The sequence below is a fragment of the Candidatus Pelagibacter communis genome, from assembly GCF_001180225.1.
Lineage (GTDB): Bacteria > Pseudomonadota > Alphaproteobacteria > Pelagibacterales > Pelagibacteraceae > Pelagibacter > Pelagibacter ubique_D.
This window is the reverse complement of record NZ_CVST01000058.1, coordinates 40,744-55,442: the sequence shown is the minus strand read 5'-3', so window position 1 is coordinate 55,442 and position 14,699 is coordinate 40,744. Positions and strand designations below refer to the sequence as shown.

Sequence of the window (14,699 nt, the reverse complement as noted above, 5' to 3'; positions counted from 1 at the left end):
ATTAATTAATTTATTTTATACATTTTTGATATTCTATTTTCAAAAACTAGTTTCAAATTTTTTTCTAATTCAGATTTATTAATTTTTTTTCCTGTTATTCTATATAAATTTGTTGCTGGATAATTTTTAATATTTGGATTTTTTATTACATTAATCCCTATTCCTGTAATTAAAAATTTTTTATCTGATTTCGTTATAATTTCTTGTAAAATCCCACTAATCTTTTTTTTATTAATTAATAAATCGTTTGGTTTTTTAAAGTTAATTTTATTTTTTATATATTTAGAGAGTGTTTGTTTAACTAATTTACAATTTAACTTTGTAACTCTTTCTATTGAGAATTTATTTTCATCAAATGGATGAAAAAAAGAGACAAATAGATTACCTTTATATGAAATCCATTTTCTTCCATACTGACCTCGACCACTAAATTGTTTTTCAGCAACAACCATACCAAATTTAAAGTTAGTTTTTTTTATTATTCTTGCAGCTGTATCGTTGGTACTTTTTATTATTTTAAAATTAAATTTCTTAAATTTCATTAAATAATATTAATTCTTGATACTACCTCAATTAATTGGCTTGGAAATATGAAGTATAAAAGAATTAATATTGTAGAAAAAGTTAATGAAAATTTTAACCATAAACTATGATCTGTATCATATTTACCTTTTTCTTTATCAAAGTACATAATCTTGATTATTCTTAGGTAATAAAAAGCTGCAACCACAGTAGATAACAATCCAACAATAGCTAAAAAATACATTGATTGTTCTAAAACTGCTTTGAAAACATAAAACTTAGCAAAAAATCCTGCTAATGGTGGTATCCCTGCCAATGAAAACAATATTACAAGTAAAGATAGTGATAATAATGGATGATTTTTCGATAAACCAGATAAGTCATCAATATCTTCGTAATATTGATTATTTCTTCTAAGCATTAACAAACAAGAAAAAAGGGCCAAATTCATTACAACATAAATTGAAATATAAATTATTGAACTTTGAATTCCTTCATTAGAAGCAGTGGCAAGACCAGCCAATGTATAGCCTATGTGTCCAATAGAGCTATAAGCAACTAGTCTTTTAATATTTGTTTGTCCAATAGCTGCTATTGCACCAAATAGCATTGAGGCAATAGATAAAAATACAATTATCATTTGCCATTGATCGATTAGATTTAAAAATGGAACATATAAAAATCTAATAAATACAGTTAACGCAGCAATTTTTGGTACCATTGTGAAAAATAAAGTTACTGTAGTTGGAGATCCTTCATATACGTCTGGTGCCCACATATGGAATGGTACTGCTGAAATTTTGAATGCTAAACCAACTAAAATAAAAACTATCCCAAAAGTCAGTACATACTCATTTGAATTAAGTTGTGTAGAGATCACATCAAAGTTTGTAGATCCTGAAAAACCATAAATTAGTGAACATCCATAAAGTAATAATCCTGATGATAATGCACTTAATACAAAATATTTTAAACCTGCTTCAGATGATTTTAGTTGATCTCTGTTATAAGTTGCCAAAACATATAAGGCTAATGATTGTAACTCTAGACCCATATAAAATACAATTAAATCATTAGAACTAATCATGACCATCATTCCCAGTACAGAACTCAAAATTAAAACTGGATATTCAATATTAAAAATTTTAAAAATTTTTAAATAACTAGAAGAAATAACTAATACTAGAAAACCACCCAACAATGTTATTATCTTCATAAATGAAGACATCTTATCTATTACAACACTTCCATTAAACAAAGTTTCTCTATTCACAGAGAAAGTTTCGTTAATAGCAATAATAGCAGAAATCAAAAATACAAACAAAGACAAGTTAAAAGTAATGCCTGAACTATTTTTTTTAAACACTCCCAATACAAGTAAAAACATTATTGATAATGAGATAAAAATCTCAGGTAAAATTAAATTTAAATTTTCCATATTATTTGCTCGCTAAATTAATATTATGCATATTTATTAAATCTGAAACTGAAACCTCAATTGTATTAATCAAAGGATCGGGATAAAAACCAAAAAATAAAGTTGGAATAGCTAAACATGTTAAGATTAAATACTCTGATTTATTTAAATCTAACATTTTCTTTAAATCCTCATTAACTAATTTTCCAAATACAACTCTTTTATATAACCAAAGCATATAAGCGGCCCCTAAAATAACTCCTAGGCTTGCTAATACAGCTACTAAAAAATTGTCCTTAAAGGCACCCATTAAAATTAAAAATTCACCAATAAAACCACTTGTTCCAGGTAACCCTAAGGCAGCTAATGTAAACAACATAAATAAAATCGAATACTTTGGTATTATGGCAACTATACCACCATAAGAATTTATCATCCTTGAATGCATACGGTCATAAACAACACCAACACATAAAAATAGAGCTGCAGACACTAATCCATGACTAATCATCTGGATTATACTTCCCTCTATACCTTGTTGTTGAAGAGTAAAAATACCTAAAGTTACAAAACCCATATGTGCAACAGACGAATATGCAATTAACTTTTTCATATCTTCCTGCATTAAAGCGATAAAGGATGTAAAAATTATTGCTATAACACTTAAAGTATAAATAAGAGGTGTGAATACTTCTGAAGCAACCGGAAATAACCCAAGTGAAAACCTAATAAAACCATATCCTGCCATTTTTAATAAAATTGCAGCTAATAAAACTGAACCGGCTGTAGGAGCTTCAACATGGGCATCTGGCAACCAAGTGTGAACAGGCCACATGGGTGTTTTTACTGCAAAAGAACTAAAGAAAGCTAACCATAATAAATTTTGGTATTTAGCATCAATTCCAATTTCATAAAGTTTAACCACATCTGTTGTGCCTGATATCCAGTATATTGAAATGATCGCAACCAGCATTAAGACTGATCCAAGTAAAGTATATAGAAAGAATTTAAATGCAGAATAAACACGTTTTGGACCACCCCAAATACCAATAATTAAAAACATTGGAATTAATCCAGCCTCAAAAAATAAATAAAAAACAACTAAATCAAGTGCACAAAACACACCAATCATGAAACTTTCCATGATTAAAATTGCAATTAAAAAATCTCGTAATCTATTTTTTACTGAATTGTTAACTGAAATGATACAAAGTGGAGTTATAAAGGTTGTTAAGATTATAAATAATATCGAAATTCCATCAACACCAACTTTATAATTAATAAATCCTTCAATCCATGTTCTATCTTCAACAAATTGAAAATCAGATATACTTTGGTCAAAAGATATCCATAAATAAATAGAAATTAAAAAATTAACTATACTTGTAAATAAAGCTACATATTTAGCTGTTGAATTATTTCCATCTTTATCTTTTGTAAAAAATAAAAAAAGAGCTCCTATAGTAGGTAACAAGATTAAAGATGATAAAATTGGAAAGCTCATTATTTAACTATCAAAAAGGTTAATAAAGCAGAAAAACCTAACAACATTACAAAAGCATATTGATAGATAAAACCACTTTGAAATTTATTTGCTTTAATTGAACATTTTTTTATAAAAGAAGAAATTCCATCTGGACCAAATCCATCTATTATAGTTCCATCACAGACTTTCCATAAAAATGTCCCAAGTTTTTTCGATGATTTAATAAAGATAACCTCATACAACTCATCGAAGTACCATTTTTTAACAAGGAAATTGTATAAAGGTTTATTCATTGACGCTATTTCATTTGGCAATTCTTTGTTCTTAACAAATAAATAATAAGCAATAGGTATTGATAGAATAACTAAACTCGGTGTTAAAAGTAAAAACCATGTCGGTGGATGATCTGTGCTTAGAGGTTCTAAAAATTTGATAGATTCTGACCAAAAGTAATTATCACCACCATGTCCAATGAACAAATCTTTAAATAACATGCCTGCAAAAATTGCACCAATAGAAAGTACAAATAACGGGACGAGCATTACCAAAGGTGACTCGTGCGTTTCCTCAATTTTAATCTCTTTATTATTATATTCACCATGAAATGTTTTGAATATTAGTCTCCACGAATAAACTGACGTTAAAAATGCAGTAACTATTCCAATACCAGCTGCATAATAACCTGTTGTATTTCCTTTCAAATATGCAAATTCAATAATTGCATCTTTTGAATAAAAGCCTGATAAGAAAGGAAAACCTGTTAAAGCAAGAGTTCCTATAATCATTAAAGCATAAGTGTAAGGTAATTTTCTCCATACACCTCCCATGTTATTAATATTTTGCTCATCTTTAAAAGCATGAATTACTGATCCTGATCCTAAAAATAATAAAGCTTTAAAAAAGGCATGTGTAAATAAATGAAACATAGCTACATTGTAAGCGCCTACACCAGCTGCAAAAAACATGTAACCTAACTGACTACAAGTTGAATAAGCAATTATTTTTTTAATATCTGTTTGAACTAAAGCTACCGTTGCAGCAAAAAAAGCTGTTGTCATTCCAACTACAGTAATCAAATTTAAAATTACTGGAGAAAATTCATAAATAGGTGAGCATCTAACAACTAAAAATACACCTGCAGTAACCATTGTTGCAGCATGAATTAGAGCAGAAACTGGCGTTGGTCCTTCCATTGCATCTGGCAACCAAGTATGAAGTAAAATTTGAGCTGATTTACCCATAGCTCCGATAAATAACAACAAACAAACCAAATCTATCGCTTTAACCTCAAAACCTAAGAAGGATAAATCTTTATCTACAACTGTTGGAATTTGTTGGAAAACTTCATCATAATTTACAGTTCCAAATAAATAAAAAACTAAAAAAATACCTAATGCAAAACCAAAGTCACCCACTCTATTAACCACAAATGCTTTGATTGCAGCTGCATTAGCACTTTCTTTTTTAAACCAAAAACCAATTAGGAAGTAAGAACAGAGACCAACTCCCTCCCAACCAAAAAATAGTTGAATAAAATTATCTGACGTTACAAGCATTAACATTGCAAATGTAAATAATGATAGGTAAGCCATAAATCTTGGTTTATGTGGATCGTGAGACATGTATCCGATAGAATAAATATGGACTAATGCTGATACAGAAGTAACTACAACCAACATCACAGCTGATAGAGGATCAATTAACATTGACCAATTAACATCAAGTGAACCTGAATTAATCCAGGTTGCTATAACAATATTTTCTTCATATTGATTAATGATTACCTGATATAAAACAATTATTGATAAAATTGCAGATATTGAAACTAGTGCACTAGTTACTATTTCAGAATTTCTATCACCAATGTAACGTCCAAAAAATCCTGATATAATTGATGCTATTAATGGAAGAAATAAAATTGAAAGTTCCATTATTATCCTTTCAACTCATCAATTTCTTCAACTCTGATAGTTCCAGAGTTTCTGTAGTAAACAACGATTATAGCTAAACCAATCGCAGCTTCTGCAGCTGCTACGGTTAAAATAAATAAGGTAAATACTTGACCAGCTAAATCTCCGAGAAAAATTGAAAAAGCAACTAAATTGATATTTACAGCTAATAAAATCAACTCAATACTCATCAATATAACAATGATATTTTTTCTATTAAGAAAAATTCCAATTACTCCAATTGAAAATATAACAGCGCCTAAAGTTAAATAATGTCCTAAACCTATCTCAGTCATCTATTTTAACTCCTTTGTTAGAAGCAACTTCTACAACACTTACTCCTTCAGCTCTTTCACGAGAAATTTGTTTTATATAACTTTGTCTTTTGACGTTTGACCTTTGTCTAAAAGTCAGAACGATTGCTCCAACCATCGCAACTAACAAAATCATACCGCTAATTTGAAATACATGTATGTAATCAGTGTATAATATTTGACCTAATGAGTGTGTGTTACTTAAGTCTGAAACTTTTAATGAATTGTTAATATCAAAAATCTCTGGTTTGTATTTCCATCCGCCAATCACAATAATTAGTTCAAAGAAAATGATTGTACTAATAATTAATCCAACAGGAATATGTTTTGAGCTAGCAGCAGAGGCAAACCATTGATTTTTTTGTTGAGCAACATTTAACATCATTACAACAAAAAGAAATAAAACTGCTACGGCCCCAACGTAAACAATCAACATTATCATACCCAAAAACTCGGCACCAATCATAATAAATAGACAAGAAATACTGATAAAATCTAATATTAAAAAGAAAACTGAGTGGACAGTATTTTTAGATACAGTAACCATTATTGCAGACACAACCGCAATTATAGAAAAAGTGTAGAAGAAAATAGCGTGAGCAATCATTTATCTATGTGAACTATCAGCTTTAATATTAGCGTCTAGAATATTCTCCCATCTGTCACCGTTATCTAATAATTTCTCTTTTGTGTAATATAATTCTTCTCTTGTCTCAGTCGAAAATTCAAAATTTGGACCTTGGACTATAGCATCAACAGGACAAGCTTCTTCACATAGACCACAATAAATGCATTTCATCATATCAATGTCATAACGAGTAGTTTTTCTACTGCCATCTTCTCTTTGAGCAGATTCAATTGTAATTGCTTGGGCAGGACATACAGCTTCGCAAAGTTTGCATGCAATACATCTTTCTTCTCCATTTGGATATCTTCTCAAAGCGTGCTCACCTCTAAATCTTGGGCTAATTTTTCCTTTTTCAAAAGGATAATTGATTGTTTTTTTTGGTTTAAACAATTCTTTTATTGCAATGAACAAACCGCCTACAAAATCAACCATAAAAATAGTTTTAAAAAATCTGGATAAATTCATAATTAGTTTGTTGGTAAAAGGTTAAAGTAAAATAAATAACTTGCAGTTAAAACAACCCAAGTTAATGACAAAGGAAGAAATACTTTCCAACCTAATCTCATTAATTGGTCATATCTATATCTTGGTACAATTGCTTTTACTAAAGCAAATAAGAAAAATAAAAGTAAAATTTTTAAAATTAACCAAATTGCACCTGGAACTAAAGTAAATGGATAAATATCTATTGGAGATAACCAACCACCTAAGAATAATATAGCTCCCATAGCACACATCAATAAGATGTTTGCATACTCACCTAACCAAAACATTGCATACATCATTCCTGAATATTCTGTCTGGTATCCAGCAACTAATTCTGCTTCAGCTTCAGGTAAATCAAAAGGTGGTCTATTAGTTTCAGCTAAAGCAGAGATAAAAAATATTACAAACATTGGAAATAACGGGATTACAAACCATAGATTTTGTTGAGCAATTACGATGTCATTCAAATTCAATGAGCCTACGCACAACAATACATTGATAATAATAACCCCAATTGAAACTTCATATGATACCATTTGAGCCGCAGATCTAATTGCACCTAAGAAAGGATATTTAGAGTTTGAAGCCCATCCTCCCATAATTATTCCATAAACACCTAGGGATGAAACAGCAAATAGATAAAGTATACCAACATTAATATCAGCTAAGACCTGTGTTGCACCAAATGGTATAACAGCCCAAGCTATCAAGGCTAATGTCATAGTAACGATAGGTGCTAATATGAAGATTACTTTGTTTGAGCTTGATGGGATGATTATTTCTTTAAAAATATATTTCAACGCATCAGCTAATGATTGAAGTAATCCAAATGGTCCAACTACATTAGGTCCTTGTCTTTTTTGGACAAAAGCCCAAACTCGTCTATCTAGCCAAACAATCATAGCTACAGAAACCAAAACTGGAACTAACAAAAATAAAATTTTGTATACCTCTTGAAAGACTATATTTAAATATTCCATCTTAACCTTCTGTGCCTGTTGATTTTAAATTCATTTTTGCATTATTGCACTCGATCATTGTTTTTGATGATTTAGCAACAACATTAGAAAAATAATAATCTTTAATTTCAATTTTTAAATTTTCATTATTAAAATCAGAATTTGATTTGTTGTTATTTTGTTCAGTTTGTTTTTCACTTTGCAATTTTAAATAATTTAACATGCTGCTATCGAGCTCTTCTTTATCGTTAAACAATTTTCTATTATTCATGAATTCAGCTAGTTCATTTATTATCTGCCAATCTTCTTTTGCATCTCCAGGTGGATAAGAAGCCTTAAATGCTTTTTGAATTTTTCCCTCTAAATTTGTATAATAACCGTCTTGTTCTGTGTAAGCAGAGCCAGGTAAAATTATATCTGCACATTCTGCCCCTTTGTCACCATGGCTTCCTTGATAAATAACAAATTCATTTTTTTTAGCAAAATTTAAATTATCCTGACCTATTAAAAACACTATTTCAAATTTATTTGATTTTAAATCTTCTATTAAATTTGTTTTATTGTTTAAAACTCCTAAATCAAAATTTCCTACAGTTGCTGCATCACATGATAGAACATTCAAAGGATTCCAATCTTCTGAGAACTTGTTTTTTTTATTCAAAAAATCTTTTAAATTATTAAACAGATATTGTGCATTTTCTAATCTTAGTAAGGACTCACCAATTATGATCATTGGTTTTTTTGCACTTTCTATTTCTTTTGAAAGTTTATGTGTGTCATCTATAATTTCTTTAATTGTTTTAGTTTGCCCATCTAAACTTTCATAAGGATAAGTTAGATCTCCACAATCATTTAATGATACAATTCTTGTACTATTATTTAGATAAGATTTTCTAATTCTTGCATTTAAAATTGTAGCTTCGTATCTAGGATTGGTGCCCAATAATAAAATTAAATCAGCATCTTCAATTCCATTAATTGAGGAATTAAACAAATAATTTTCTCTTTTTGAAATATCAATATATCTATTATCTGATCTTGACTCATAATTATCAGTTTCAATTGTTCGCTCAAAAAATTCTTTAAAAATGTAAGCAGTTTCCATGTTTGTTAAGTCTCCAACAAAACCAGATACTTTTTCTTTAGATGTATTTTCTAATTTAGATTTTATTATTTTATAAACTTCTTGCCACGAAGCTTTCTCAAATTTACCGTTGTATTTAATATATGGAGTATCTAATCTTTGATGAAGTAAACCATCACACGCATATCTAGTTTTATCTGAAATCCATTCTTCGTTAATATCTTCATTAATTATTGGAAGAACTCTTTTTACTTCCCAATCGTATGTATCAACTCTAATGTTTGAACCTATTGCATCCATGACATCAATTGTTTCAGTCTTTTTTAACTCCCATGGTCTCGCTTCAAAAATATAAGGTTTTGATGTCAAAGCTCCAACAGGACATAAATCAACTACATTGGCAGATAATTCTGATTGCATTGATTGCTCAAGATATGTTGTAATTTGCATATCCTCACCTCTACCTATAGCACCAAGTTCTGGAACGCCTGCAACTTCAGTAGCAAATCGCACACATCTTGTACAATGTATGCATCTTGTCATTTGAGTTTTGATTAATGGTCCCATATTTTTTTCAGGAACTGCTCTTTTGTTTTCTTTAAATCTTGATTTATCTACCCCATAAAACATTGATTGATCTTGAAGATCACACTCACCACCTTGGTCACACACAGGACAATCTAGAGGATGATTTGCTAGTAAAAATTCCATTACACCTTTTCTAGCCTTTTCAACTAAACTTGTGTTTGTTTTAATGTTCATTCCTTCGGCAGCAGGCATTGCGCATGATGCAATCGGTTTCGGTGATTTCTCCATTTCCACCAAACACATTCTACAATTTCCAGCTATAGATAATTTTTCATGATAACAAAATCTAGGTATCTCAACTCCTGCTTTTTCACAGGCTTGAAGAACTGTTAGTCCTTCTTCAACTTCTACATCAATGTCATTTACTTTTAATTTAAGCATTTTTTTTATCTAATAAATGTTGATCAACCAAATAAGGTATATTATTTTTTTTCTGAACAATTGGGTCCAAATTGTTTCTTTCTTGAATTTCTTTTTTAAAATGTCTTAACAAACCTTGAACTGGCCATGAAGAACCTTCTCCAAACGCACAAATTGTATGACCAGCGATTTGAGTTGTTACATCTCCTAACATGTCAACTTCATCTTTAGTTGCATCGCCTTTTGCCATACGCTCAAGCATTCGCCACATCCATCCAGAACCTTCTCTGCAAGGTGTACATTGTCCACAACTTTCATGTTTGTAAAATCTAGCAATTCTCGCCATACATTTAATAATGTCTTGATCTTTATTGATAACCACTATTCCTGCTGTTCCTAATCCACTTTTTTCTTCGACACACGCATCAAAATCCATCTTTAATGTTTCGCATCTATCTTTTGGAATTAGAGGCATAGAAGATCCTCCAGGTATTACAGCTTGTAAATTATCCCATCCACCAATCACTCCACCAGCGTGAACTTCTATTAATTCTTTTAGAGGAATACTCATTTCCTCTTCTACATTACACGGATTATTAACATTTCCAGAAATACAGAATATTTTAGTACCTGTATTTTTTTCTCTTCCTAAAGAAGCAAACCATTTCGCTCCTCTTCTTAAAATAGTTGGCACCACAGCAATCGTTTCAACATTATTAATTATAGTTGGACATCCATATAAACCAATCAAAGCTGGGAAAGGTGGTTTTAATCTTGGTTGACCTTTTTTACCCTCTAAACTTTCAAGTAATGCTGTTTCTTCACCACAAATATACGCTCCTGCTCCATAGTGGATATAAATATCTAAATCCCACCCAGTTCCAGCTGCATTTTTTCCTAATAGTTTTTTCTCATAAGCCTCATCAATTGCAGCTTGGAGTTTTTGACCATCAACAAAGTATTCTCCTCTAATATATATGTAGCAGACGTGTGCTTGAACTGCGTATGATGCTATTAGACAACCCTCTATTAATTTATGAGGTTCAAATCTTAAAATATCTCTATCTTTACAAGTGCCTGGTTCAGACTCATCACCATTAATAACCAAATAATGTGGTCTTGAGCCAACTTCTTTTGGTGCAAATGACCACTTTAAACCTGTAGGAAATCCTGCACCACCTCGACCTCTAAGTTGAGATTCTTTAATTTCATTAATAATCCAATCTCTTCCTTTTTCAGTAATTTCTTTAGTGTTTACCCAATCACCTCTTGATTGTGACGCTGCTACATCAGAGCCTTTATCGTTATATAAATTTTGAAAAATTCTATCTTGATCTTTAAGCATTTTTTAAATCCGTTAGTGTTTTTCTATTGTTCTCTGGCTCATTATTAATTCTTCCTCTGTATGAACCTGGTTTTGGAGTTTCTCCATTTAAAATTTTATCCAAAATCTCAGATGTTTTTTCTTTATCAAGATCTTCGTAATAATCATCATTTATTTGCATCATAGGAGCGGTCACACATGCGCCAAGACACTCAACCTCCATCCATGAACAACTCTTATCGCTTGATAATTCACATTCATTTTCAGAAATTTTTTCCTTACAAGCTTCAACCAATTTATTTGCACCTCTTATCATGCATGGTGTTGTGGTACATACTTGAACAAAATATTTTCCAACAGGTGATAGATTGTACATTGTGTAGAAAGTAGCCACCTCATAAACTTTTATATAAGGCATGTCTAAAAACTTAGCGATATACTTCATTGCAGCTAATGGTATCCAATTATTATTTTGTCTTTGAGCAATATAAAGTAAGGCCATTACAGCGCTTTGTTGTTTTCCTTTTGGATATTTTGCAACAATATTATTTGCTGCCTCTAAAGAAGAAGCATTAAATTCAAAACTTTCTGGTTGATCTTTTGCTGGTTTTCTTAAACTCATCTATCCACCTCACCAAAAACAATATCTAATGAACCTAGAACAGCTGGCACATCTGCTAACATGTGTCCTTTAATTAGATAATCCATTGATTGCAGATGTGAAAAACCTGGGGCTCTTATCTTACATTTATAAGGCTTGCTTGAACCATCAGAAATTAAATAAACACCAAATTCTCCTTTAGGTGCTTCAACAGCTGTATAAATTTCATCCTTTGGTACTCTATAACCCTCTGTAAATAATTTAAAATGATGAATTAATGCTTCCATTGATTGTTTAATATCTTTTTTTGATGGTGGACTAATTTTACCATCTAATGATTTAATTGGACCTTTTTCCATTTTAGATAAACACTGTTTAATAATAGAAACACTCTCTTTCATTTCTTCAATTCTGCATAAATATCTATCGTAGCAATCACCATTTTTTCCAACTGGTATTTTAAAATCTAAATCCTCATAACAATCATAAGGTTGAGATTTTCTTAAATCCCAAGGCACCCCTGATCCTCTAATCATAACTCCTGAAAACGAATAATCTAAAGCATCCTCTTTACTTACAATTCCAATATCGACGTTTCTTTGTTTAAAAATTCTATTATCTGTTAAGAGACTTTCTAAATCATTAATCACTTTTGGAAATGTATCGCAAAAGTTTGAGATATCTTCCTCTAAACCTTTGGGTAAGTCTTGATGAACACCACCGGCTCTAAAGTAGTTAGCGTGTAATCTTGATCCAGAAGCTCTTTCGTAAAAAGTCATTAAAGTTTCTCGTTCTTCAAAACCCCAAAGTGATGGGGTTAAGGCACCAACATCAAGCGCTTGAGTTGTAACGTTAAGAATATGACTTAATATTCTTCCAATTTCACAAAAAATAACCCTTATATACTGAGCTCTAATCGGTACATCTATTTTAAGAATTTTTTCTACAGCAAGGGCAAAAGCATGTTCTTGATTCATTGGAGCTACATAATCCAAACGATCAAAATACGGAACGGCTTGCATGTATGTCTTGTTCTCAATTAATTTTTCTGTACCTCTGTGAAGCAAGCCTATATGCGGATCTGCTTTTTCAACAACCTCACCATCTAATTCTAATATTAATCTTAATACACCGTGAGCTGCTGGATGTTGAGGACCAAAGTTTAGATTTAAATTTTTAATTTTTTTTGTCATTATTTTCAATTTCTTCTTTAATGTATTTTGTTCCTTCCCAAGGGCTTTCGTAATCAAAATTTCTATAGTTTTGCTCTAGTTTAACTGGTTCGCTAATTACTTTTTTTTGATCTTCGCTATATCTAACTTCAGAGTGACCAGTTAAAGGAAAATCTTTTCTTAATGGATGTCCTTCAAAACCATAATCTGTGAGTATTCTTCTTAAGTCAGGATGATCTTTGAAATTTACACCATACATATCAAAAACTTCTCTTTCCATCCAATTTGCGGCAGGAAAAACACTTGTTAAAGAAGGTATAACTTCATTTTCAGAAATAGAGTATTTTAAAACTAGTCTTTGATTAAATTCATGGCTTAAAAATAAGTAAACTACTTGAAATCTTTGATTATTTTCAGGATAATCTACAACTGTAATATCTATTAATTGACGAAATTTTGTATCTAAATTAGTTTTTAAGAATAAAATTACATCTAAAAAATCATCTTTATCTGTTTCTAGATAAATTTGATTATGTTTTATTTCTGAATTGTTAATTTTCGTGGTTAATTCAGAATTAATTTTTTTTTCTAGATCCTCTAAACTATTCATGGCTATCTTGAAAAAGATCCTTTTTTTCTAATTTTTTTTTGTAATTGTAAAATTCCATATAATAATGCCTCTGCTGAAGGAGGGCATCCAGGAACATAAACATCAACTGGAACTATACGATCACACCCTCTAACAACTGAATAAGAATAATGATAATAACCTCCACCATTAGCACAGCTACCCATAGAAATTACATATCTAGGTTCTGGCATTTGATCATAAACTTTTCTTAAAGCTGGTGCCATTTTATTTGTTAACGTTCCAGCAACAATCATTACATCTGATTGTCTTGGTGAACCACGGGGTGCAGCTCCAAACCTTTCCAAGTCATATCTAGGCATTGCTGTTTGCATCATTTCGACTGCGCAACACGCAAGACCAAAAGTCATCCAATGCAAAGAGCCAGATCTAGACCAATTAATTAAATTATCTAGCGATGTAGTTATAAAACCATTTTTACTAAAATCTTTAGCAAGCTGTTTAAATTCTTCAGGAACTTGTTCTATTTTATCGTTCATTAAATTAATTTTATTCCCAATCTAAAGCACCTTTTTTCCATTCATAAATAAAACCAACTGTTAGTATGAATAGAAAAATCATCATTGATGAAAAACCTAATAAACCAATGTTCCCTAATGATATTGCCCATGGAAATAGAAAGGCAATTTCGAGATCAAATATGATAAATAGAATTGCAACTAAATAAAATCTTACATCAAACTCCATTCTAGAGTCTTGAAACGGTTCGAAACCACATTCATATGCAGATAATTTTTCTGGATCAGGTTTTTTTGGAGAAAGTAAAAAATTTAACACCACAAAAGCAACACTTAAACCAAGAGCGATAACTAAAAATAGAATAATTGGTAGGTAATCTTTTAAAAATTCAGATAACATGAAAATCTATATATCAGTTTTTATCTGATGTTGAAGGGAAGATAAGTCACATTTTATTAATATTAACAGACAGTTTATTGGGAAAAAGTGGCGGGAGTGAAGGGACTCGAACCCTCGACCTATCGCGTGACAGGCGATCGCTCTAACCAACTGAGCTACACCCCCACTTAATTTGTTTGGTGGGCAGTAAAGGACTCGAACCTTTGACCCCCTCGGTGTAAACGAGATGCTCTACCAACTGAGCTAACCGCCCCAAAACAGAGCTACTTATTACATCAACACTTAAATAAAGTAAATTAATT

The 14,699-nt window shown here is 30.8% G+C and carries 15 protein-coding genes and 2 tRNA genes; all 17 read right to left on the bottom strand.

The window, feature by feature from the left end; translation table 11 throughout:
- Positions 1 to 5: 5 nt before the first annotated feature.
- Positions 6 to 542, bottom strand: coding sequence for a biotin--[acetyl-CoA-carboxylase] ligase (locus tag AMN99_RS04615; RefSeq protein WP_075506648.1), 537 nt, complete (start codon positions 540 to 542; stop codon positions 6 to 8).
- Positions 542 to 1,960, bottom strand: a complete 1,419-nt coding sequence (nuoN, locus tag AMN99_RS04610; RefSeq protein WP_075506647.1) for an NADH-quinone oxidoreductase subunit NuoN — start codon at positions 1,958 to 1,960, stop codon at positions 542 to 544. Before nuoN ends, AMN99_RS04615 begins: the two co-directional genes overlap by 1 nt.
- A gap of 1 nt (position 1,961) precedes the next feature.
- The gene (locus AMN99_RS04605; protein WP_082255160.1) at positions 1,962 to 3,443 is read right to left on the bottom strand and encodes an NADH-quinone oxidoreductase subunit M; all 1,482 of its coding nucleotides are present in this window, start codon (positions 3,441 to 3,443) and stop codon (positions 1,962 to 1,964) included.
- Positions 3,443 to 5,356 carry an NADH-quinone oxidoreductase subunit L gene (gene nuoL, locus AMN99_RS04600; protein ID WP_075506645.1) on the bottom strand — a complete coding sequence of 638 codons (1,914 nt, stop codon included), beginning with the start codon at positions 5,354 to 5,356 and terminating at the stop codon, positions 3,443 to 3,445. Before nuoL ends, AMN99_RS04605 begins: the two co-directional genes overlap by 1 nt.
- Before the next feature lie 2 nt (positions 5,357 to 5,358).
- On the bottom strand, positions 5,359 to 5,670 hold the full coding sequence (gene nuoK, locus AMN99_RS04595; protein ID WP_075506644.1) for an NADH-quinone oxidoreductase subunit NuoK: 312 nt from the start codon (positions 5,668 to 5,670) through the stop codon (positions 5,359 to 5,361).
- Positions 5,663 to 6,295 (bottom strand): NADH-quinone oxidoreductase subunit J, encoded by a 633-nt coding sequence (locus AMN99_RS04590; protein WP_075506643.1) that lies wholly within the window; start codon positions 6,293 to 6,295, stop codon positions 5,663 to 5,665. The genes nuoK and AMN99_RS04590 overlap by 8 nt, the downstream gene beginning before the upstream one ends.
- Positions 6,296 to 6,781, bottom strand: coding sequence for an NADH-quinone oxidoreductase subunit NuoI (gene nuoI / locus AMN99_RS04585; RefSeq protein WP_075506642.1), 486 nt, complete (start codon positions 6,779 to 6,781; stop codon positions 6,296 to 6,298).
- A gap of 2 nt (positions 6,782 to 6,783) precedes the next feature.
- Positions 6,784 to 7,782 (bottom strand): NADH-quinone oxidoreductase subunit NuoH, encoded by a 999-nt coding sequence (nuoH, locus tag AMN99_RS04580; RefSeq protein ID WP_075506641.1) that lies wholly within the window; start codon positions 7,780 to 7,782, stop codon positions 6,784 to 6,786.
- 1 nt (position 7,783) lies between these two features.
- Positions 7,784 to 9,814, bottom strand: coding sequence for an NADH-quinone oxidoreductase subunit NuoG (gene nuoG, locus AMN99_RS04575; RefSeq protein WP_075506640.1), 2,031 nt, complete (start codon positions 9,812 to 9,814; stop codon positions 7,784 to 7,786).
- Positions 9,807 to 11,138 carry an NADH-quinone oxidoreductase subunit NuoF gene (nuoF, locus tag AMN99_RS04570; RefSeq protein ID WP_075506639.1) on the bottom strand — a complete coding sequence of 444 codons (1,332 nt, stop codon included), beginning with the start codon at positions 11,136 to 11,138 and terminating at the stop codon, positions 9,807 to 9,809. The genes nuoG and nuoF overlap by 8 nt, the downstream gene beginning before the upstream one ends.
- Entirely contained in the window at positions 11,131 to 11,739 is a 609-nt protein-coding gene (nuoE, locus tag AMN99_RS04565) for an NADH-quinone oxidoreductase subunit NuoE (protein WP_075506638.1), read from the bottom strand. Before nuoE ends, nuoF begins: the two co-directional genes overlap by 8 nt.
- On the bottom strand, positions 11,736 to 12,911 hold the full coding sequence (locus AMN99_RS04560) for an NADH-quinone oxidoreductase subunit D (RefSeq protein ID WP_218836792.1): 1,176 nt from the start codon (positions 12,909 to 12,911) through the stop codon (positions 11,736 to 11,738). The genes nuoE and AMN99_RS04560 overlap by 4 nt, the downstream gene beginning before the upstream one ends.
- Complete coding sequence (locus AMN99_RS04555; protein WP_075506636.1) at positions 12,895 to 13,500, bottom strand: NADH-quinone oxidoreductase subunit C; 606 nt, start codon at positions 13,498 to 13,500, stop codon at positions 12,895 to 12,897. Before AMN99_RS04555 ends, AMN99_RS04560 begins: the two co-directional genes overlap by 17 nt.
- 2 nt (positions 13,501 to 13,502) lie before the next feature.
- The gene (locus AMN99_RS04550) at positions 13,503 to 14,018 is read right to left on the bottom strand and encodes a NuoB/complex I 20 kDa subunit family protein (RefSeq protein WP_075506635.1); all 516 of its coding nucleotides are present in this window, start codon (positions 14,016 to 14,018) and stop codon (positions 13,503 to 13,505) included.
- A gap of 10 nt (positions 14,019 to 14,028) precedes the next feature.
- Positions 14,029 to 14,397 carry an NADH-quinone oxidoreductase subunit A gene (locus tag AMN99_RS04545; protein ID WP_075506634.1) on the bottom strand — a complete coding sequence of 123 codons (369 nt, stop codon included), beginning with the start codon at positions 14,395 to 14,397 and terminating at the stop codon, positions 14,029 to 14,031.
- 88 nt (positions 14,398 to 14,485) lie between these two features.
- Positions 14,486 to 14,562: transfer RNA gene (locus AMN99_RS04540), tRNA-Asp, on the bottom strand.
- A 12-nt stretch (positions 14,563 to 14,574) separates the two neighbouring features.
- Positions 14,575 to 14,650, bottom strand: a tRNA-Val gene (locus AMN99_RS04535).
- Positions 14,651 to 14,699: the final 49 nt, after the last annotated feature.